General features: G+C 51.8%; 21 protein-coding genes. 15 read left to right on the top strand and 6 right to left on the bottom strand.

The window, feature by feature from the left end:
* The first annotated feature begins 81 nt into the window (after nt 1-81).
* The 12 genes from accD (at nt 82) to rpnB (ending at nt 11359) form a co-directional block, all read left to right on the top strand.
* On the top strand, nt 82-996 hold the full coding sequence (gene accD, locus FTE26_RS17630; RefSeq protein WP_000118404.1) for an acetyl-CoA carboxylase, carboxyltransferase subunit beta: 915 nt from the start codon (nt 82-84) through the stop codon (nt 994-996).
* A gap of 69 nt (nt 997-1065) precedes the next feature.
* Entirely contained in the window at nt 1066-2334 is a 1269-nt protein-coding gene (folC, locus tag FTE26_RS17625; protein WP_000584575.1) for a bifunctional tetrahydrofolate synthase/dihydrofolate synthase, read from the top strand.
* Nucleotides 2324-2986 (top strand): cell division protein DedD, encoded by a 663-nt coding sequence (dedD, locus tag FTE26_RS17620; RefSeq protein ID WP_000157015.1) that lies wholly within the window; start codon nt 2324-2326, stop codon nt 2984-2986. The genes folC and dedD overlap by 11 nt, the downstream gene beginning before the upstream one ends.
* Before the next feature lie 258 nt (nt 2987-3244).
* Nucleotides 3245-3733, top strand: coding sequence for a colicin V production protein (cvpA, locus tag FTE26_RS17615; RefSeq protein WP_000262113.1), 489 nt, complete (start codon nt 3245-3247; stop codon nt 3731-3733).
* A gap of 36 nt (nt 3734-3769) precedes the next feature.
* Entirely contained in the window at nt 3770-5287 is a 1518-nt protein-coding gene (purF, locus tag FTE26_RS17610) for an amidophosphoribosyltransferase (RefSeq protein WP_000334220.1), read from the top strand.
* 94 nt (nt 5288-5381) lie between these two features.
* Nucleotides 5382-5951, top strand: coding sequence for a flavin prenyltransferase UbiX (gene ubiX / locus FTE26_RS17605; RefSeq protein ID WP_000825704.1), 570 nt, complete (start codon nt 5382-5384; stop codon nt 5949-5951).
* 265 nt (nt 5952-6216) lie between these two features.
* Entirely contained in the window at nt 6217-6999 is a 783-nt protein-coding gene (gene argT / locus FTE26_RS17600) for a lysine/arginine/ornithine ABC transporter substrate-binding protein ArgT (RefSeq protein ID WP_000748271.1), read from the top strand.
* Between the two features lie 220 nt (nt 7000-7219).
* A complete protein-coding gene (gene hisJ / locus FTE26_RS17595; protein WP_000737621.1) occupies nt 7220-8002 on the top strand; it encodes a histidine ABC transporter substrate-binding protein HisJ in 783 nt (260 codons plus the stop codon).
* An 89-nt stretch (nt 8003-8091) separates the two neighbouring features.
* Nucleotides 8092-8778, top strand: a complete 687-nt coding sequence (gene hisQ / locus FTE26_RS17590) for a histidine ABC transporter permease HisQ (RefSeq protein ID WP_000965518.1) — start codon at nt 8092-8094, stop codon at nt 8776-8778.
* Nucleotides 8775-9491 carry an ABC transporter permease gene (locus FTE26_RS17585; protein WP_000569958.1) on the top strand — a complete coding sequence of 239 codons (717 nt, stop codon included), beginning with the start codon at nt 8775-8777 and terminating at the stop codon, nt 9489-9491. The genes hisQ and FTE26_RS17585 overlap by 4 nt, the downstream gene beginning before the upstream one ends.
* Before the next feature lie 7 nt (nt 9492-9498).
* A complete protein-coding gene (gene hisP, locus FTE26_RS17580) occupies nt 9499-10272 on the top strand; it encodes a histidine ABC transporter ATP-binding protein HisP (RefSeq protein WP_001293612.1) in 774 nt (257 codons plus the stop codon).
* 196 nt (nt 10273-10468) lie between these two features.
* Nucleotides 10469-11359 carry a recombination-promoting nuclease RpnB gene (gene rpnB / locus FTE26_RS17575; protein ID WP_000156140.1) on the top strand — a complete coding sequence of 297 codons (891 nt, stop codon included), beginning with the start codon at nt 10469-10471 and terminating at the stop codon, nt 11357-11359.
* A gap of 47 nt (nt 11360-11406) precedes the next feature.
* Here the strand turns inward: rpnB and FTE26_RS17570 are convergent, their stop codons facing one another.
* Genes FTE26_RS17570 through yfcG form a run of 3 tightly spaced genes read right to left on the bottom strand, consistent with a single transcriptional unit; the run spans nt 11407 to nt 13387 of the window.
* Entirely contained in the window at nt 11407-12300 is an 894-nt protein-coding gene (locus FTE26_RS17570) for a TIGR01777 family oxidoreductase (protein ID WP_001028324.1), read from the bottom strand.
* Between the two features lie 20 nt (nt 12301-12320).
* Nucleotides 12321-12683 carry a dihydroneopterin triphosphate 2'-epimerase gene (gene folX, locus FTE26_RS17565; RefSeq protein WP_000068457.1) on the bottom strand — a complete coding sequence of 121 codons (363 nt, stop codon included), beginning with the start codon at nt 12681-12683 and terminating at the stop codon, nt 12321-12323.
* Between the two features lie 56 nt (nt 12684-12739).
* A complete protein-coding gene (yfcG, locus tag FTE26_RS17560; RefSeq protein ID WP_000566471.1) occupies nt 12740-13387 on the bottom strand; it encodes a GSH-dependent disulfide bond oxidoreductase in 648 nt (215 codons plus the stop codon).
* A 135-nt stretch (nt 13388-13522) separates the two neighbouring features.
* Between yfcG and yfcF the strand changes: the two genes are divergently transcribed.
* Genes yfcF through yfcD form a run of 3 tightly spaced genes read left to right on the top strand, consistent with a single transcriptional unit; the run spans nt 13523 to nt 15374 of the window.
* Nucleotides 13523-14167 (top strand): glutathione transferase, encoded by a 645-nt coding sequence (yfcF, locus tag FTE26_RS17555; RefSeq protein ID WP_000042442.1) that lies wholly within the window; start codon nt 13523-13525, stop codon nt 14165-14167.
* 55 nt (nt 14168-14222) lie between these two features.
* Nucleotides 14223-14774, top strand: coding sequence for a phosphodiesterase (gene yfcE / locus FTE26_RS17550; protein WP_000772452.1), 552 nt, complete (start codon nt 14223-14225; stop codon nt 14772-14774).
* 57 nt (nt 14775-14831) lie between these two features.
* On the top strand, nt 14832-15374 hold the full coding sequence (gene yfcD / locus FTE26_RS17545) for an NUDIX hydrolase YfcD (RefSeq protein WP_000437935.1): 543 nt from the start codon (nt 14832-14834) through the stop codon (nt 15372-15374).
* A gap of 32 nt (nt 15375-15406) precedes the next feature.
* On the opposite strand, the gene yfcC is transcribed toward yfcD, so the two are convergent.
* From yfcC to ackA, 3 genes are all read right to left on the bottom strand, one after another.
* Nucleotides 15407-16927, bottom strand: coding sequence for a putative basic amino acid antiporter YfcC (yfcC, locus tag FTE26_RS17540; RefSeq protein WP_001274493.1), 1521 nt, complete (start codon nt 16925-16927; stop codon nt 15407-15409).
* Between the two features lie 189 nt (nt 16928-17116).
* Complete coding sequence (gene pta / locus FTE26_RS17535; RefSeq protein WP_000086722.1) at nt 17117-19261, bottom strand: phosphate acetyltransferase; 2145 nt, start codon at nt 19259-19261, stop codon at nt 17117-17119.
* Between the two features lie 74 nt (nt 19262-19335).
* A complete protein-coding gene (gene ackA / locus FTE26_RS17530) occupies nt 19336-20538 on the bottom strand; it encodes an acetate kinase (protein WP_000095707.1) in 1203 nt (400 codons plus the stop codon).
* Nucleotides 20539-20701: the final 163 nt, after the last annotated feature.

Raw genomic sequence — 20701 nt, 5'->3', positions numbered from 1 at the left:
GTCTGTTGGGGGCAAAAATGGCATTATGCGTCCCCAAAGATAAAACTGGCATCGAACCAGGTTCAGACAGAAAGGTCCCTAATGAGCTGGATTGAACGAATTAAAAGCAACATTACTCCCACCCGCAAGGCGAGCATTCCTGAAGGGGTGTGGACTAAGTGTGATAGCTGCGGTCAGGTTTTATACCGCGCTGAGCTGGAACGTAATCTTGAGGTCTGTCCGAAGTGTGACCATCACATGCGTATGACAGCGCGTAATCGCCTGCATAGCCTGTTAGATGAAGGAAGCCTTGTGGAGCTGGGTAGCGAGCTTGAGCCGAAAGATGTGCTGAAGTTTCGTGACTCCAAGAAGTATAAAGACCGTCTGGCATCTGCGCAGAAAGAAACTGGCGAAAAAGATGCGCTGGTGGTGATGAAAGGCACTCTGTATGGAATGCCGGTTGTCGCTGCGGCATTCGAGTTCGCCTTTATGGGCGGTTCAATGGGGTCTGTTGTGGGTGCACGTTTCGTGCGTGCCGTTGAGCAGGCGCTGGAAGATAACTGCCCACTGATCTGCTTCTCCGCCTCTGGTGGCGCACGTATGCAGGAAGCACTGATGTCGCTGATGCAGATGGCGAAAACCTCTGCGGCACTGGCAAAAATGCAGGAGCGCGGCTTGCCGTACATCTCCGTGCTGACCGACCCGACGATGGGCGGTGTTTCTGCAAGTTTCGCCATGCTGGGCGATCTCAACATCGCTGAACCGAAAGCGTTAATCGGCTTTGCCGGTCCGCGTGTTATCGAACAGACCGTTCGCGAAAAACTGCCGCCTGGATTCCAGCGCAGTGAATTCCTGATCGAGAAAGGCGCGATCGACATGATCGTCCGTCGTCCGGAAATGCGCCTGAAACTGGCGAGCATTCTGGCGAAGTTGATGAATCTGCCAGCGCCGAATCCTGAAGCGCCGCGTGAAGGCGTAGTGGTACCCCCGGTACCGGATCAGGAACCTGAGGCCTGATAACTGATAAGGGCAGGGCCACTGGCTCTGCCCTTTTGCTATTCTCACCGTAACGAATCAGCGGATACCATGATTATCAAACGCACTCCTCAAGCCGCGTCGCCTCTGGCTTCGTGGCTTTCTTATCTGGAAAACCTGCACAGTAAAACTATCGATCTCGGCCTTGAGCGCGTGAGTCAGGTCGCGGCGCGTCTTGGCGTTCTGAAACCAGCGCCATTTGTGTTTACCGTTGCGGGTACGAATGGCAAAGGCACCACCTGCCGTACGCTGGAGTCGATTCTGATGGCGGCAGGGTACAAAGTGGGCGTCTACAGTTCACCGCATCTGGTGCGTTATACCGAGCGCGTACGTGTGCAGGGCCAGGAATTGCCGGAATCGGCCCACACCGCCTCTTTTGCGGAGATTGAATCGGCACGCGGTGATATTTCCCTGACCTATTTCGAGTACGGTACGCTGTCGGCGTTGTGGCTGTTCAAGCAGGCACAACTTGACGTGGTGATTCTGGAAGTAGGGCTGGGCGGTCGTCTGGACGCAACCAATATTGTCGATGCCGATGTCGCGGTAGTAACCAGTATTGCGCTGGATCATACCGACTGGCTGGGTCCAGATCGCGAAAGTATTGGTCGCGAGAAAGCAGGCATCTTCCGCAGCGAAAAACCGGCAATTGTCGGTGAGCCGGAAATGCCTTCTACCATTGCTGATGTGGCACAGGAAAAAGGTGCACTGTTACAACGTCGGGGCGTTGAGTGGAACTATTCCGTCACCGATCATGACTGGGCGTTTAGCGATGCTCACGGCACGCTGGAAAATCTGCCGTTGCCGCTTGTCCCGCAACCGAATGCCGCAACGGCGCTGGCGGCACTGCGTGCCAGCGGGCTGGAAGTCAGTGAAAATGCCATTCGCGACGGGATTGCCAGCGCAATTTTGCCGGGACGTTTCCAGATTGTGAGCGAGTCGCCACGCGTTATTTTTGATGTCGCGCATAATCCACATGCGGCGGAATATCTCACCGGGCGTATGAAAGCGCTACCGAAAAACGGGCGCGTGCTGGCGGTTATCGGTATGCTACATGATAAAGATATTGCCGGAACTCTGGCCTGGTTGAAAAGCGTGGTTGATGACTGGTATTGTGCGCCACTGGAAGGGCCGCGCGGTGCCACGGCAGAACAACTGCTTGAGCATTTGGGTAACGGCAAATCATTTGATAGCGTTGCGCAGGCATGGGATGCCGCAATGGCGGACGCTAAAGCGGAAGACACCGTGCTGGTGTGTGGTTCTTTCCACACTGTCGCACATGTCATGGAAGTGATTGACGCGAGGAGAAGCGGTGGCAAGTAAGTTTCAGAATCGGTTAGTGGGCACGATCGTGCTGGTGGCGCTGGGGGTGATTGTACTTCCAGGGCTGCTGGACGGGCAGAAAAAACATTATCAGGATGAGTTCGCGGCTATCCCGCTGGTGCCGAAAGCGGGCGATCGCGATGAGCCTGATATGATGCCAGCCGCCACCCAGGCGTTGCCGACGCAGCCGCCGGAAGGCGCAGCGGAAGAGGTGCGGGCAGGTGATGCCGCAGCACCGTCGCTCGATCCGACCACTATTGCAGCCAATAACACCGAGTTTGAACCGGAACCTGCACCGGTCGCCCCACCGAAGCCGAAACCGGTGGAGCCGCCGAAACCGAAGGTTGAAGCACCACCTGCGCCGAAGCCAGAACCGAAGCCGGTCGTGGAAGAAAAAGCAGCGCCAACGGGTAAAGCCTATGTTGTGCAACTGGGTGCGCTGAAAAATGCCGATAAAGTGAATGAGATTGTCGGTAAGCTGCGCGGTGCCGGTTATCGGGTTTATACGTCGCCATCCACGCCAGTGCAGGGTAAAATTACCCGTATTCTGGTTGGGCCGGATGCCTCGAAAGATAAGCTGAAAGGTTCGCTGGGTGAGTTGAAGCAACTTTCTGGCTTAAGTGGCGTGGTAATGGGCTATACGCCGAATTAATACAGTCTTGCCTGATGCGACGCTGGCGCGTCTTATCAGGCCTGGGCAGTGTTAGAACCGTAGGTCGGATAAGGCGTTTACGCCGCATCCGACACGCATTGCACGATGCCGCAAAGGCATAAAAAGTCGATGGCGTTGAATATTTTTTCAGCGCCATTTTTATTGATGCGCGGGAAGGAAATCCCTACGCAAACGTTTTCTTTTTCTGTTAGAATGCGCCCCGAACAGGATGACAGGGCGTAAAATCGTGGGACACATATGGTCTGGATTGATTACGCCATAATCGCGGTGATTGCTTTTTCCTCTCTGGTTAGCCTGATCCGCGGCTTTGTTCGTGAAGCGTTATCGCTGGTGACATGGGGTTGTGCTTTCTTTGTTGCCAGTCATTACTACACTTACCTGTCAGTCTGGTTTACGGGCTTTGAAGACGAACTGGTTCGAAATGGAATTGCCATCGCGGTACTGTTTATCGCTACCCTGATCGTTGGTGCTATCGTGAACTTCGTGATAGGCCAGTTGGTGGAGAAAACGGGGTTGTCAGGCACCGATCGGGTGCTGGGCGTCTGTTTCGGTGCGTTGCGCGGTGTGTTGATTGTTGCCGCCATTCTCTTCTTTCTCGACTCCTTTACCGGGGTGTCGAAAAGCGAAGACTGGAGCAAATCACAGCTGATCCCGCAGTTCAGTTTTATCATCAGATGGTTTTTTGATTATCTGCAAAGCTCGTCAAGTTTCTTGCCCAGAGCGTAAGTGCTCTGAGATGTGGCTTAACGAGGAAAAAGACGTATGTGCGGTATTGTCGGTATCGCCGGTGTTATGCCGGTTAACCAGTCGATTTATGATGCCTTAACGGTGCTTCAGCATCGCGGTCAGGATGCCGCCGGCATCATCACCATAGATGCCAATAACTGCTTCCGTTTGCGTAAAGCGAACGGGCTGGTGAGCGATGTATTTGAAGCTCGCCATATGCAGCGTTTGCAGGGCAATATGGGCATTGGTCATGTGCGTTACCCTACGGCTGGCAGCTCCAGCGCCTCTGAAGCGCAGCCGTTTTACGTTAACTCTCCGTATGGCATTACGCTTGCCCACAACGGCAATCTGACCAACGCTCACGAGTTGCGTAAAAAATTGTTTGAAGAAAAACGCCGCCACATCAACACCACTTCCGACTCGGAAATTCTGCTTAATATCTTCGCTAGCGAGCTGGACAACTTCCGCCACTACCCGCTGGAAGCCGACAATATTTTCGCTGCCATTGCTGCCACAAACCGCTTAATCCGCGGCGCATATGCCTGTGTGGCGATGATTATCGGCCACGGTATGGTTGCTTTCCGCGATCCAAACGGGATTCGTCCGCTGGTACTGGGAAAACGTGATATTGACGAGAACCGTACAGAATATATGGTCGCTTCCGAAAGCGTAGCGCTCGATACGCTGGGCTTTGATTTCCTGCGTGACGTCGCGCCGGGCGAAGCGATTTACATCACTGAAGAAGGGCAGTTGTTTACCCGTCAATGTGCTGACAATCCGGTCAGCAATCCGTGCCTGTTTGAGTATGTATACTTTGCTCGCCCGGACTCGTTCATCGACAAAATTTCCGTTTACAGCGCGCGTGTGAATATGGGCACGAAACTGGGCGAGAAAATTGCCCGCGAATGGGAAGATCTGGATATCGACGTGGTGATCCCGATCCCAGAAACCTCGTGTGATATCGCGCTGGAAATTGCTCGTATTCTGGGCAAACCGTACCGCCAGGGCTTCGTTAAAAACCGCTATGTTGGCCGCACCTTTATCATGCCGGGCCAGCAGCTGCGTCGTAAGTCCGTGCGCCGTAAACTGAATGCCAACCGCGCCGAGTTCCGCGATAAAAACGTCCTGCTGGTCGACGACTCCATCGTCCGTGGCACCACTTCTGAGCAGATTATCGAGATGGCACGCGAAGCCGGAGCGAAGAAAGTGTACCTCGCTTCTGCGGCACCGGAAATTCGCTTCCCGAACGTTTATGGTATTGATATGCCGAGCGCCACGGAACTGATCGCTCACGGTCGCGAAGTTGATGAAATTCGCCAGATCATCGGTGCTGACGGGTTGATTTTCCAGGATCTGAACGATCTGATCGACGCCGTTCGCGCTGAAAATCCGGATATCCAGCAGTTTGAATGCTCGGTGTTCAACGGCGTCTACGTCACCAAAGATGTTGATCAGGGCTACCTCGATTTCCTCGATACGTTACGTAATGATGACGCCAAAGCAGTGCAACGTCAGAACGAAGTGGAAAATCTCGAAATGCATAACGAAGGATGATGCCTTCGCTGAGGGTGCCGGTCTGGCACCCTGACTTGCAACTCCCGCCGAAATACTGCAAAGTCTGCCTGCAAGTCTGACAGGGCAACTATTTATGAAACGACTCATTGTAGGCATCAGCGGTGCCAGCGGCGCGATTTATGGCGTGCGCTTATTACAGGTTCTGCGCGATGTCACAGATATCGAAACGCATCTGGTGATGAGCCAGGCGGCGCGCCAGACCTTATCCCTCGAAACGGATTTTTCCCTGCGCGAAGTGCAGGCATTAGCTGATGTCACGCACGATGCGCGCGATATTTCCGCCAGCATCTCTTCCGGTTCTTTCCAGACGCTGGGGATGGTGATTTTACCCTGTTCAATCAAAACCCTTTCCGGCATTGTCCATAGCTATACTGATGGCTTACTGACCCGTGCGGCAGATGTGGTGCTGAAAGAGCGTCGCCCGTTGGTGCTCTGCGTGCGTGAAACACCATTGCACTTAGGCCATCTGCGTTTAATGACTCAGGCGGCAGAAATCGGTGCGGTGATTATGCCTCCCGTTCCGGCGTTTTATCATCGCCCGCAATCCCTTGATGATGTGATAAATCAGACGGTTAATCGTGTTCTTGACCAGTTTGCAATAACCCTTCCTGAAGATCTCTTTGCCCGCTGGCAGGGCGCATAACTCCGCTGTTGCCCTGTTTCAGGGCAATTTTGCAACCGCGATCAAATCCTCGACATTTTGTTTCTGCCATTCAATCGAAACGCTGCGATTCAACCGCTATACCTGCTATCTTCAACTTCAGGACAATAATGCAACGTCTTATTAACATATTTAACGTTGAATGTTACTGTTGTCGTCAAGATGGCATAAGACCTGCATGAAAGAGCCTGCAAACACACAACACAATACACAACATAAAAAAGCCATTTTCACTTGAGGGTTATGTATGAAGAAGTCGATTCTCGCTCTGTCTTTGTTAGTCGGTCTCTCCACAGCGGCTTCCAGCTATGCGGCGCTACCGGAGACGGTACGTATCGGAACCGATACCACCTACGCACCGTTCTCATCGAAAGATGCTAAAGGTGATTTTGTTGGCTTTGATATCGATCTCGGTAACGAGATGTGCAAACGGATGCAGGTGAAATGTACCTGGGTTGCCAGTGACTTTGACGCGCTGATCCCCTCACTGAAAGCGAAAAAAATCGACGCCATTATTTCGTCGCTTTCCATTACCGATAAACGTCAGCAGGAGATTGCCTTCTCCGACAAGCTGTACGCCGCAGATTCTCGTTTGATTGCTGCCAAAGGTTCACCGATTCAGCCAACGCTGGATTCACTGAAAGGTAAACATGTTGGTGTGCTGCAGGGATCAACCCAGGAAGCTTACGCTAACGAGACCTGGCGTAGCAAAGGCGTGGATGTGGTGGCCTATGCCAACCAGGATTTGGTCTATTCCGATCTGGCTGCAGGACGTCTGGATGCTGCGTTACAAGATGAAGTTGCTGCCAGCGAAGGATTCCTCAAGCAACCTGCTGGTAAAGATTTCGCCTTTGCTGGCTCATCAGTAAAAGACAAAAAATACTTCGGTGATGGCACCGGTGTAGGGCTACGTAAAGATGATGCTGAACTGACGGCTGCCTTCAATAAGGCGCTTGGCGAGCTGCGTCAGGACGGCACCTACGACAAGATGGCGAAAAAGTATTTCGACTTTAATGTCTACGGTGACTGATACGTCGCTGGGAAGCTGTACCTGATGGAATGATCATCATGGTGCACGCCAGGTTTGTTGCACTATCGTGGTGCATTGAAATGCATACTTAAGCATTTTTAATGAAAAATAATACGTCTAACGGGGCGGGATATTTTGCCTTGATGGTCAATTTTATGGCACGATAAGTGTAACAAACCTGTAAATATTCCCTATAAAAAGACTGTCAGTTGAGGACATTATGAAAAAACTGGTGCTATCGCTCTCTCTGGTTCTGGCCTTCTCCAGCGCAACTGCGGCATTTGCTGCGATTCCGCAAAACATCCGCATCGGTACCGACCCGACCTATGCGCCATTTGAATCAAAAAATTCACAAGGCGAACTGGTTGGCTTCGATATCGATCTGGCAAAGGAATTATGCAAACGCATCAATACGCAATGTACGTTTGTCGAAAATCCGCTGGATGCGTTAATCCCGTCCTTAAAAGCGAAGAAGATTGACGCCATCATGTCATCGCTTTCCATTACGGAAAAACGTCAGCAAGAAATTGCCTTCACCGACAAACTGTACGCTGCCGATTCTCGTCTGGTGGTGGCGAAAAATTCCGACATTCAGCCGACAGTCGAGTCGCTGAAAGGCAAGCGGGTAGGCGTATTGCAGGGCACCACCCAGGAGACGTTCGGTAACGAACACTGGGCACCAAAAGGCATTGAAATCGTCTCGTATCAGGGGCAGGACAACATTTATTCTGACCTGACTGCCGGACGTATTGATGCCGCGTTCCAGGATGAGGTCGCTGCCAGCGAAGGTTTCCTCAAACAACCTGTCGGTAAAGATTACAAATTCGGTGGCCCGTCTGTTAAAGATGAAAAACTGTTTGGTGTAGGGACCGGCATGGGCCTGCGTAAAGAAGATAACGAACTGCGCGAGGCACTGAACAAAGCCTTTGCCGAAATGCGCGCTGACGGTACTTACGAGAAATTAGCGAAAAAGTACTTCGATTTTGATGTTTATGGCGGTTAATCGCCATCGGTGAAAGAAAGCCCGCTCCCTTCGGGTAACCGGAGGGAGACAAGAGGCGGTAATTCACCACACACGACAGGACAGGCAGCATGTTGTATGGGTTTTCAGGTGTTATTTTACAGGGTGCGCTCGTCACGCTGGAGCTGGCTATCAGCTCTGTAGTGCTCGCTGTAATCATCGGTTTAATTGGCGCTGGCGGTAAGCTCTCGCAAAATCGGCTTTCGGGGCTGATTTTCGAAGGGTACACCACGCTGATTCGTGGCGTGCCGGACTTAGTGTTGATGCTGCTGATTTTCTACGGTTTGCAGATTGCGCTAAACACGGTGACGGAGGCGATGGGCGTCGGGCAGATTGATATCGATCCGATGGTCGCTGGTATTATCACTCTCGGTTTTATCTACGGTGCTTATTTTACCGAAACGTTCCGTGGTGCTTTTATGGCAGTGCCGAAAGGACATATAGAGGCGGCGACGGCGTTCGGTTTTACTCGTGGGCAAGTGTTTCGGCGGATCATGTTTCCGGCGATGATGCGTTACGCCCTGCCAGGCATTGGCAACAACTGGCAGGTGATCCTCAAATCTACCGCACTGGTTTCGTTACTCGGCCTGGAAGATGTGGTCAAAGCCACCCAACTGGCAGGCAAAAGTACCTGGGAACCGTTCTATTTCGCCATCGTCTGTGGCGTGATTTACCTGGTTTTCACCACTGTTTCCAATGGTGTGCTGCTGTTCCTTGAGCGCCGCTACTCCGTGGGTGTGAAGAGGGCTGACCTGTGATCGAAATCTTACATGAATACTGGAAACCGCTGCTGTGGACCGACGGTTATCGCTTTACTGGTGTGGCGATCACTCTGTGGCTGCTTATTTTGTCGGTAGTGATAGGCGGAGTCCTGGCGCTGTTTCTGGCGATTGGTCGTGTCTCCAGTAATAAATACATCCAGTTTCCAATCTGGTTATTTACCTATATTTTTCGCGGTACGCCGCTGTATGTTCAGTTGCTGGTGTTCTATTCCGGCATGTACACGCTTGAGATTGTTAAGGGAACCGAATTCCTTAACGCTTTCTTCCGCAGTGGCCTGAACTGTACCGTGCTGGCGCTGACGCTTAACACCTGCGCTTACACTACCGAGATTTTTGCTGGGGCAATCCGTTCGGTTCCGCATGGGGAAATTGAAGCCGCCAGAGCCTATGGCTTCTCGACTTTTAAAATGTATCGTTGCATTATTTTGCCTTCTGCGCTGCGTATTGCGTTACCGGCATACAGCAACGAAGTGATCCTGATGCTGCACTCTACTGCGCTGGCGTTTACGGCCACTGTGCCGGATCTGCTGAAAATAGCCCGCGATATTAACGCCGCCACGTATCAACCTTTTACCGCCTTCGGCATTGCCGCGGTGCTCTATTTAATCATCTCTTATGTCCTGATCAGCCTCTTTCGCAGAGCGGAAAAACGCTGGTTGCAGCATGTGAAACCTTCTTCAACGCACTGAGAATACGATGTCCGAGAATAAATTAAACGTTATCGATTTGCACAAACGCTACGGCGAACATGAAGTGCTGAAAGGGGTCTCACTGCAAGCGAATGCCGGAGATGTAATAAGCATCATCGGATCGTCGGGATCGGGGAAAAGTACCTTTCTGCGCTGCATTAACTTCCTCGAAAAACCGAGTGAAGGGTCGATCGTGGTCAATGGCCAGACGATCAATCTGGTGCGCGACAAAGACGGTCAACTCAAAGTCGCCGATAAAAATCAACTGCGCTTACTGCGCACACGCCTGACGATGGTATTCCAGCACTTCAATCTCTGGAGCCATATGACGGTGCTGGAAAACGTCATGGAAGCGCCGATTCAGGTGTTGGGCCTGAGCAAGCAGGAAGCGCGCGAGCGGGCGGTCAAGTATCTGGCAAAAGTCGGGATAGACGAACGTGCGCAGGGGAAATATCCGGTGCATCTTTCCGGCGGTCAGCAACAGCGTGTTTCTATCGCGCGGGCGCTGGCGATGGAACCGGAAGTTTTACTGTTTGATGAACCTACCTCGGCGCTCGATCCTGAACTGGTAGGCGAAGTGTTACGTATTATGCAGCAACTGGCAGAAGAGGGGAAAACCATGGTGGTAGTGACTCACGAAATGGGCTTTGCTCGCCATGTTTCTACTCACGTCATTTTCCTCCATCAGGGGAAAATAGAAGAAGAGGGCGCGCCGGAGCAGTTATTTGGCAACCCGCAAAGCCCTCGTCTGCAACAGTTCCTTAAGGGATCGCTGAAATAATTTCCTCTCCGGTGGCTAACGCTGCCGGAGTATTTTCATGGGGAATTTGTGAGTCAGCTTCCGCTGAAATGTAAAAGTTGCAGTCCGCTAAAAATACTTCTGAATTCGCTGTCCAAAGATAAAAACTGCCTGCTGCATTGGGTGTTAATCGTGGTTATTGTCGCGTCATCTTAAATTTGAGGGGTGACGGAACGCCATGACAATATCGACAACTTCCACGCCGCATGATGCGGTATTTAAATCTTTTTTACGCCATCCAGACACCGCGCGGGATTTTATTGATATTCATCTTCCCGCGCCGCTTCGCAAACTGTGTGATTTAACGACGCTTAAACTAGAACCAAACAGTTTTATTGATGAAGACCTGCGGCAATATTATTCCGACCTCTTGTGGTCTGTGAAAACGCAGGAGGGAGTGGGTTATATTTATGTAGTGATAGAGCACCAAAGTAAGCCGGAAGAATTAATGGCTTTTCGCATGATGCGTTATTCCATTGCGGCAATGCAAAACCATCTTGATGCGGGCTATAAAGAGCTTCCATTGGTGATCCCGATGCTGTTTTATCATGGTTGCAGAAGTCCTTATCCTTATTCACTCTGCTGGCTTGATGAATTTGCCGAGCCTGCTATAGCCCGCAAAATATATTCATCAGCGTTTCCGTTGGTGGATATTACCGTGGTGCCGGATGACGAGATTATGCAACACCGCAAAATGGCGCTGTTGGAGTTAATTCAGAAACATATTCGTCAGCGCGATCTGTTGGGATTAGTCGACCAAATTGTTTCGCTGCTAGTTACAGGGAACACTAATGACAGACAGCTAAAAGCCCTGTTTAATTACGTATTACAAACAGGGGATGCCCAGCGTTTTCGTGCATTTATTGGTGAGATAGCGGAACGCGCACCACAAGAAAAGGAGAAACTGATGACCATTGCTGACAGATTACGTGAAGAAGGCGCAATGCAGGGCAAACACGAAGAAGCCCTGCGTATTGCTCAGGAGATGCTGGATAGAGGTTTAGACAGAGAGTTAGTCATGATGGTGACCCGACTTTCACCAGACGATCTTATCGCGCAAAGCCACTAATCCTGTAACACCGGGAGTTAACTGGCGGATGTTTGCTGTAAACCACATCAGCGAACGACATCCGCCAGCGCCTCTTCTAAATCGTACCAGCGAAACGCAAAACCCGCTTCTTCCAGCCGTTTAGGCAGCGCGCGTTGTCCACCTAATACCAGTACTGAAGATTCGCCCATTAACAGTCGAATGGCGGTCGCGGGGACGCGCAAAATGGCCGGGCGATGCAGCGCATGACCGAGCGCATGGGCAAATTGTTCATTGCGTACCGGGTAGGGCGAAACCATATTAAATGGCCCGCGCAGCTCGTTATCCAGCAGCCAGAGAATACCGTTGACCATATCATCAATATGAATCCAGGCCAGATACTGCCGACCAGAGCCAATCGGCCCGCCCAGGCCAAGACGAAACGGCGGCAGCATTTTACCGAGAATACCGCCATCCGGTGCCAGCACTACACCGGTACGCAGCAGGCACACTCGCGTTTTGTCACTTTGCGCCCGGCAGGCAATTTCTTCCCAGCGGGCGCAGAGTTTATGGGTAAATTCGTTATGCGGCGGTTCCTCTTCGGTAACCACCACTTCACCTAAGTCGCCATAATAGCCCGTTGCCGAGCCGGAAATGAGTACCGACGGCGGCGTGTCGCTGGCATTAATCAAATCGACCAGTTTTTGCGTGATATTCCAGCGGCTTTGGCAGAGACGCTCTTTTTGCTCGTGAGTCCAGCGTTTATCAGCAATCGGTTCTCCGGCCAGGTTGATTACCGCATCAACGCCGTTGAGGTTGCTTTGAGCGGCTAGCCCTTGCCATAGCGTCACCCGAGGGCCGAGAACGGAACTGGCTTTCTGTGGGTTACGCGTCACTACCGTGATTTGATGGCCCAGCTCCAGCAAACGCGGAATCAAATGGCGACCAATTAATCCCGTCCCTCCGGTGATCACTATGTTCATGCAGCCTCCCGATATGGCGGTTAACGCTGCCAGCTTAAGGTCATGGATACCGAATCGGCGTAGCGCAGCGCGTGCAGTTTATCGATCTCCACTTCAGCATACGTCACCCAGTGATGTTCACGTGCGATATCGAGCACATCCTGAGTTAATTTTTCCAACAAAGAGAAACGGTTATTCTCTACATGCTGAATAATGTTTTTCGTTACGGTGCGATAATTCAGCGCATCGTTGATATCTTCGCTAGTGCGCGCTTTATCGGCGGGGTAGTGGATCGTCACATTGATAACAATATCCTGACGGTTGTTAATTTCTTCTTCCTTAATTCCGATAAACGTACGTAAACGAAGGTTCTTTATACGAATAATAGCGGCAGGTTGTGCCATTGCAGGTTCTCCGTTGTTTTACTTAGGATGAAATAATACACGAGAACCTGTTTCTGTTAACTATCCGAACGCTCATCACCGAGTTGTGCTTTTAGCAGTGCCTGCCCGGTGGCAGGGCGCGAACGGATCCGCTCATGCCAGTTCTTGACTGCCGGATACATTGCGAGGTCAATTCGCTGGCGAGTCCAGGCATTAACCCACGGCCAGCAGGCAATATCCGCAATGCTGTAGTTCTCGCCTCCCAGCCAGGGCGAGTTTTCCAGCCGCTTGTTCAGTACATGGTAAAGACGCTGAGTTTCAACCTGATAACGTTCAATAGCGTAAGGAATGGTTTGGGGGGCTGCGTGATTAAAATGATGATTTTGCCCAAGCATCGGCCCCAGTCCGCCTACCTGCCAGAATAACCACTGTAATGTGGCGGCGCGCTCACGCGTTTCATGACTCAAAAAGAGTCCTGTTTTCTCAGCCAGATACAACAAAATGGCACCAGACTCAAAGAGGCTTAACGGTTCGCCGCCATCGGCAGGAGAATGATCAACAATTGCCGGAATTTTGTTGTTGGGCGAAATGCGCAAAAATTCCGGACGAAACTGACCGCCTTTCCCCAGGTCTACCTTAATCAAGCGATAATCAAGCTCTGCTTCTTCGAGAAACAGCGTAATTTTGTGACCATTGGGTGTCGGGGCGAAATAGAGATCGATCATTGCAGCTCCGGTTGTTTAATCATCTGAACACCACAAGTATAGAAAGCGCGGCGAATTACGTGAGTATTCGTCACGTGACAGTGACAAAAAGGCTCTATAGTTTGATAGCCAGCCCCCTTTATTGCCGAGGACATAATGAGTAAACCCGCTATCACGCTTTGGTCAGATGCCCACTTTTTCTCCCCTTATGTGTTATCCGCCTGGGTGGCGTTGCAGGAAAAAGGCCTGTCGTTTCATATCAAGACCATCGACCTCGACAGCGGTGAACATTTGCAGCCGACGTGGCAAGGTTACGGTCAGACACGCCGTGTGCCGTTATTACAAATCGATGATTTTGAGTTGAGTGAATCTTCTGCCATTGCGGAGTATCTGGAAGATCGATTTGCGCCACCGACCTGGGAACGTATTTATCCGCTTGATTTAGAAAATCGTGCGCGTGCACGACAGATTCAGGCCTGGCTGCGCAGCGATCTGATGCCCATCCGCGAAGAGCGTCCGACGGATGTTGTCTTTGCGGGGGCGAAAAAAGCGCCACTAACGGCCGAGGGAAAAGCCAGTGCAGAGAAACTGTTTGCGATGGCAGAACATTTGTTAGTACTGGGTCAGCCGAATTTATTTGGTGAATGGTGCATTGCTGATACTGATCTGGCGCTAATGATTAACCGCCTGGTACTACATGGCGATGAGGTGCCAGAACGCCTGGTGGATTATGCGACATTCCAGTGGCAGCGAGCGTCTGTCCAGCGTTTTATTGCACTTTCGGCGAAGCAATCTGGCTGATAGCAACGACAGAATCCAGTATCATAGCTTACGTTTTTTCGACGAGGAGTGAGTGATGAAACTGATGTTTGCATCGGACATTCATGGGTCGTTACCGGCGACGGAACGTGTTCTGGAGTTGTTTGCCCAAAGCGGTGCCCAGTGGCTGGTGATCCTTGGCGACGTGTTGAATCACGGCCCGCGTAATGCTTTACCGGAGGGTTACGCGCCAGCCAAAGTCGCTGAACGGCTTAATGAAGTGGCACATAAGGTTATCGCTGTGCGCGGCAACTGCGACAGCGAAGTGGATCAAATGCTGCTGCATTTCCCGATAACCGCGCCGTGGCAACAGGTATTACTGGAAAAACAACGTCTGTTTTTGACGCATGGTCATCTTTTTGGCCCGGAAAATCTACCTGCTTTAAACCAGAACGATGTGCTGGTGTACGGTCATACCCATCTGCCAGTGGCAGAACAGCGGGGGGAGATTTTCCATTTCAACCCCGGCTCGGTGAGTATTCCGAAAGGCGGTAATCCGGCGAGTTATGGCATGCTGGATAATGACGTACTTAGTGTAATCGCACTCAATGATCAAAGTATCATTGCGCAGGTCGCGATTAATCCGTAATTTACCCACAACTCAAAATGCGCCGTAAGAGCGCCAGAAAAAGAAGGTTTCCTGATAATGGAACAGCGTCGTTTGGCAAGTACTGAATGGGTGGATATTGTCAATGAAGAGAACGAAGTCATTGCACAAGCCAGCCGGGAACAAATGCGGGCACAGTGTCTGCGTCATCGTGCAACTTACATCGTCGTGCATGATGGCATGGGCAAAATTCTGGTCCAGCGTCGTACCGAGACAAAAGACTTTTTACCCGGCATGTTAGATGCGACCGCAGGCGGTGTGGTTCAGGCCGATGAGCAACTGCTGGAATCCGCGCGTCGCGAAGCGGAAGAAGAGTTGGGCATTGCCGGTGTCCCCTTTGCCGAGCACGGGCAGTTCTATTTCGAAGATAAAAATTGCCGTGTCTGGGGCGCATTGTTCAGCTGCGTCTCTCACGGTCCCTTCGCACTACAGGAAGATGAAGTCAGTGAAGTTTGCTGGCTGACGCCGGAAGAAATCACCGCACGCTGCGATGAGTTCACTCCAGACTCGCTGAAAGCGCTAGCGTTGTGGATGAAGCGCAATGCCAAAAATGAAGCCGTAGAGACTGAAACGGCAGAATGAAAAAAGAGCCGCAATTGCGGCTCTTAACATTTTTAGTGGTAGCCCATCAACTGAGCGCCGATCACTACGACGCTGGACATAATAAACAGCAGTCCAAGTAGGGTCGCGCCCACCTTCAGCCAGTTACGGAAGTCCACCCTGCACACACCGAGCGTTGCCATTAACGACGCTGAGGTTGGGTAAATGATGTGACTGAAGCCATCACCAAACTGGAACGCCAGCACGGTAACCTGACGGTTAACACCGACCAGATCGCCAAGCGGTGCCAGTAACGGCATGGTTAACGCCGCCTGACCAGAACCGGACGTCACGAAGAAATTAAATACCGCCTGGAAGAGCAACATAAACCAGGCCGCGACCGCGTTGTCCAGACCGCTAATGGCATTGGCAATGCTGTTGAGGATGGTATTTAACACGCTGGCATCACCCGCTTCACCATTACCGACCAGCAGCAAAATCCCTTTGGCGAAACCCACCAGCAGGGCAGGGGCGATCATCATTCGCGCCCCTTCGGTAAAGGATGAAGCCATGGTATTAACCGTCATGCCGTTAAGGCGGAAAACAACGCCGATGATGCCAATCACCAGACCCATGGTGAAGAACTGGCTGGCAATTTCTGGAATAAACCAGGCATTAACGATCACGCCCCAAATCACCCAGACCATTACGGCGGTCAGGACAATCAATACCAGCCAGTCACCAAAGGTAAACGGACGTTGTTCAACATCAGCCTGCTTTTCACGAAAGAAGCGGTCGGACTCATGCACGCGTGACAGAAGAGGATTCTTTTTCACTCGTGAGGCGTACACCATGGTAAAGATCAGGCCAATCAGAGTGGCGATAACCCACACCACGATGCGCAACCCGGAGCCAGAAAGCACCGGAACGCCGGCAATCCCCTGAGCAACGACCACACAAAACGGGTTCATCCACGAACTGGCAAAACCGATTTGCGTGGCAATATAGGTCACCAGGACGGTGGTAATACTGTCATAGCCCAGCCGGACCATTAGCGGTGCGATGATAATGGCAAAGGCGACGGCCTCTTCTCCCATACCAAATACCGCGCCGCCAAGTGAAAACAGAATAAACAGCGCAGGAATAAAGAGAATTTCATTCCCGCGGGTATGGCGAATAAGCGCCAGGATACCGTTATCAATGGTTCCTGTACGCATCACAATGCCAAACGCGCCGCCAATCACCAGCATAAACATGATGATGCCAACGGCTGTCCCGTATTTCGATCCTGAGGTTAATCCTTCAAACGGGAAGTTCATCAGGCCCGGGCGTTCATCGCCCGTCGTGAACAGCTGTACGCGGTGATACTCAGGTTCGCCTGCTTCGTTAGTCAGAATGCGAAATGAGTGTGGATCTACGACTTTGCGTGTTTTTGTTTGACCATCAACCTGATACTGCACTTCCTGACTGTCAAACATCCCCACCGGAACTACCCAGGTGGCAAGGCTGGTTAAAATAGCAACAAAAAAGATAATCACCAACGTATCGGGCATTGCCCATCTTCTTGTTGGTTTGGATTCAGTGATTGCGGACATAGCGCAAATATTCCCTTGCACAAAACAAAGTGGTAAGTATGCAAAGTGAAATGGCGCAATTCATTGATGCAGCGCAGTTAAGCAAGATAATCAGAAAGGATTAATGCAGATTAAGAGAATAAAAAACCGGAAATAGTGATTATTTCCGGTTCAGATATCCGCAGCGCAAAGCTGCGGATGATGACGAGATTACTGCTGCTGTGCAGACTGAATCGCAGTCAGCGCGATGGTGTAGACGATATCGTCAACCAGTGCGCCACGGGACAGGTCGTTAACCGGCTTGCGCATACCCTGCAGCATCGGCCCGATGGAGATCAGGTCGGCAGAACGCTGTACCGCTTTGTAGGTGGTGTTACCGGTGTTCAGATCCGGGAAGATGAACACGGTAGCGCGACCTGCAACCGGAGAGTTCGGCGCTTTGGATTTCGCAACGTCAGCCATTACCGCAGCGTCGTACTGCAGCGGACCGTCGATCATCAGGTCAGGACGTTTTTCCTGCGCCAGACGAGTTGCTTCGCGAACTTTTTCTACGTCGCTACCTGCACCAGAAGTACCGGTGGAGTAGGAGAGCATAGCAACGCGCGGTTCGATACCGAAGGCCGCAGCGGAATCAGCGGACTGAATCGCGATTTCTGCCAGCTGTTCAGCGGTCGGATCCGGGTTGATCGCACAGTCACCGTAAACGTAAACCTGTTCCGGCAGCAGCATGAAGAACACGGAAGATACCAGGGAGCTGCCCGGTGCAGTTTTGATCAGCTGCAGCGGCGGACGGATGGTGTTTGCGGTAGTGTGAACAGCACCGGAAACCAGACCATCAACTTCATCCTGTTCCAGCATCAGCGTACCGAGCACCACGTTGTCTTCCAGCTGTTCGCGGGCAACGGTTTCGGTCATGCCTTTGTTCTTACGCAGTTCGACCAGACGACCAACATAGCTTTCGCGAACCACTTCTGGATCAACGATTTCAATCCCTGCACCCAGTTCTACACCCTGAGACGCTGCAACACGGTTGATCTCTGCCGGATTACCCAGCAGTACGCAAGTTGCGATACCACGTTCAGCACAGATAGCGGCTGCTTTAACGGTACGCGGTTCGTCACCTTCCGGCAGTACGATACGTTTGCCCGCTTTGCGCGCAAGTTCAGTCAGCTGATAACGGAACGCAGGCGGAGACAGACGACGGCTGCGCTCAGAAGTGGCAGTCAGAGATTCGATCCAGTCAGCGTTGATGTAGTTAGCAACGTATTCCTGAACTTTCTCGATACGTTCGTGATCGTCAACCGGAACTTCCAGGTTGAAGCTCTGCAGGCTCAGAGAGGTCTGCCAGGTGTTGGTGTTCACCATAAATACCGGCAGGCCGGTAGCGAAAGCACGTTCGCACAGTTTAGAAATGCGCGCGTCCATTTCGTAGCCGCCAGTCAGCAGCAGGGCACCGATTTCTACACCGTTCATGGCTGCCAGGCAAGCGGCCACCAGCACGTCAGGACGGTCTGCGGAAGTCACCAGCAGAGAACCGGCACGGAAGTGCTCCAGCATGTGCGGAATGCTGCGTGCGCAGAAAGTGACGGATTTAACGCGGCGAGTATTGATGTCGCCTTCGTTGATGATGGTCGCATTCAGGTGGCGAGCCATATCGATCGCACGAGTCGCGATCAGGTCAAAGCTCCACGGCACAGCGCCGAGAACCGGCAGCGGGCTGGATTCTTGCAGCTTCGCCGGATCAACATTGTTTACTTTAGCTTTGGAAGAGTCGTCGAAAATCTCGGACAGATCCGGGCGAGTACGACCCTGTTCATCAACCGGTGCGTTCAGTTTGTTAACGATAACGCCGGTGATGTTGGTGTTTTTGGCACCGCCGAAGCTGTTGCGGGTCAGTTCGATACGCTCTTTCAGCTGTTCCGGGGTGTCAGTGCCCTGAGACATAACGAAGACGATTTCCGCATTCAGCGTTTTAGCGATTTCGTAGTTCAGAGACTGGGCAAACTGGTGCTTACGTGTCGGGACCAGACCTTCAACCAGAACGACTTCAGCGTCTTTGGTGTTAGCGTGGTAGTTTGCGACGATCTCTTCCATCAGCACATCTTTCTGATTGCTGGAAAGCAGACCTTCAACGTAGCTCATTTTCAGCGGTTCAGCGGCCGTCGTGGTGGAAGAGTTCGCACGCACGATAGTCGTAGTCTGATCGGGCGCATCGCCACCGGTACGCGGCTGAGCGATAGGTTTGAAAACGCTCAGACGAACGCCTTTGCGTTCCATTGCACGGATCACGCCAAGGCTGACGCTGGTCAGACCGACGCTGGTTCCGGTAGGGATCAGCATAATAATACGGGACACGGTTTATCCTCTTTCGTTACCGCCGATTTGGCGGGTTACAAAACAGCACCGCCAGCTGAGCTGGCGGTGTGAAATCAGGCAGTCAGGCGGCTCGCGTCTTGCGCGATAACCAGTTCTTCGTTGGTTGGGATAACCACCGCAGGACGGGTACCTTCTTTGTTGATGAAACCAGATTTGCCGAAACGTGCAGCCAGGTTGCGTTCATGATCAACTTCAAAGCCCAGCACGCCCAGTTTGCCCAGAGACAGTTCACGAACCATCGCGGCATTTTCACCGATACCACCAGTGAATACAACAGCGTCCAGACGACCATCCATCAGCGCAGTGTAGGCACCGATGTATTTCGCCAGGCGGTGGCAGTAAACGTCCATTGCGCGCTTCGCGTCTTCTTTCGTCGCGTAGTTGTCTTCAACATAGCGGCAGTCGCTGGTCACTTCGGTCAGACCCAGCAGGCCAGACTCTTTGGTCAGCAGTTTGTTGATTGCGTCAACGCTCATGCCCAGGGTGTCGTGCAGGTGGAAGATGATCGCCGGATCGATATCACCAGAACGGGTACCCATGACCAGACCTTCCAGCGGGGTCAGGCCCATAGAGGTGTCAACGCATTTACCGTTGCGGATAGCAGAAACGGAACCACCGTTGCCCAGGTGGCAGGTGATGATGTTCAGTTCTTCTACCGGTTTGTTCAGCATTTTTGCCGCTTCCTGGGTTACATAGAAGTGGCTGGTGCCGTGCGCGCCGTAACGACGGATGCCGTGCTCTTTGTACAGGTTGTACGGCAGGGCGTAGAGGTAAGACTCTTCCGGCATAGTCTGGTGGAACGCGGTGTCAAATACAGCAACGTTTTTGTCTTTCAGCTGTGGGAAAGATTTCAGAGCTTCTTCGATACCGATCAGGTGAGCCGGGTTGTGCAGCGGTGCAAAAGAAGCTGCATCTTTGATACCCTGAATAACAGACTCATCGATCACTACGGAGCTGGTATACTTTTCGCCGCCGTGTACGATACGGTGACCGATAGCAGTCAGCTGCGCAGACAGTTCTGGTTTTTGTGCCAGAATAGTATTAACGATAAAGTTGAGCGCTTCGCTGTGAGCGGCGCCTGCACCTAAAGCCGCTTCCTGTTTATTGCCGTCCATTTTCCATTTGATACGTGCTTCGGGCAGGTGGAAACATTCGGCTAAACCAGAAAGGTACTCTTCACCATTTACTGCATCGATGATGGCAAATTTCAGTGAAGAACTACCGCAGTTCAGAACCAGTACTAACTTACTCGACATGGAAGTACCTATAATTGATACGTGGCTAAAAAAACGTCAGGGAGCCATAGAGCGTAGCGCATGATGACACCGACATTTATGATTAACATCATGCACTGCAAATTTTTTTTGCATGATGGAAGAAATATCTTGAGTCTATGCCATTTTGCGTAATTTTCAGCCA

This window comes from Escherichia sp. S10b, assembly GCF_028421345.1.
Lineage (GTDB): Bacteria > Pseudomonadota > Gammaproteobacteria > Enterobacterales > Enterobacteriaceae > ECMA0423.
Note: the sequence above shows the minus strand (reverse complement) of the source record. Positions and strands in the feature narration are given on the sequence as shown.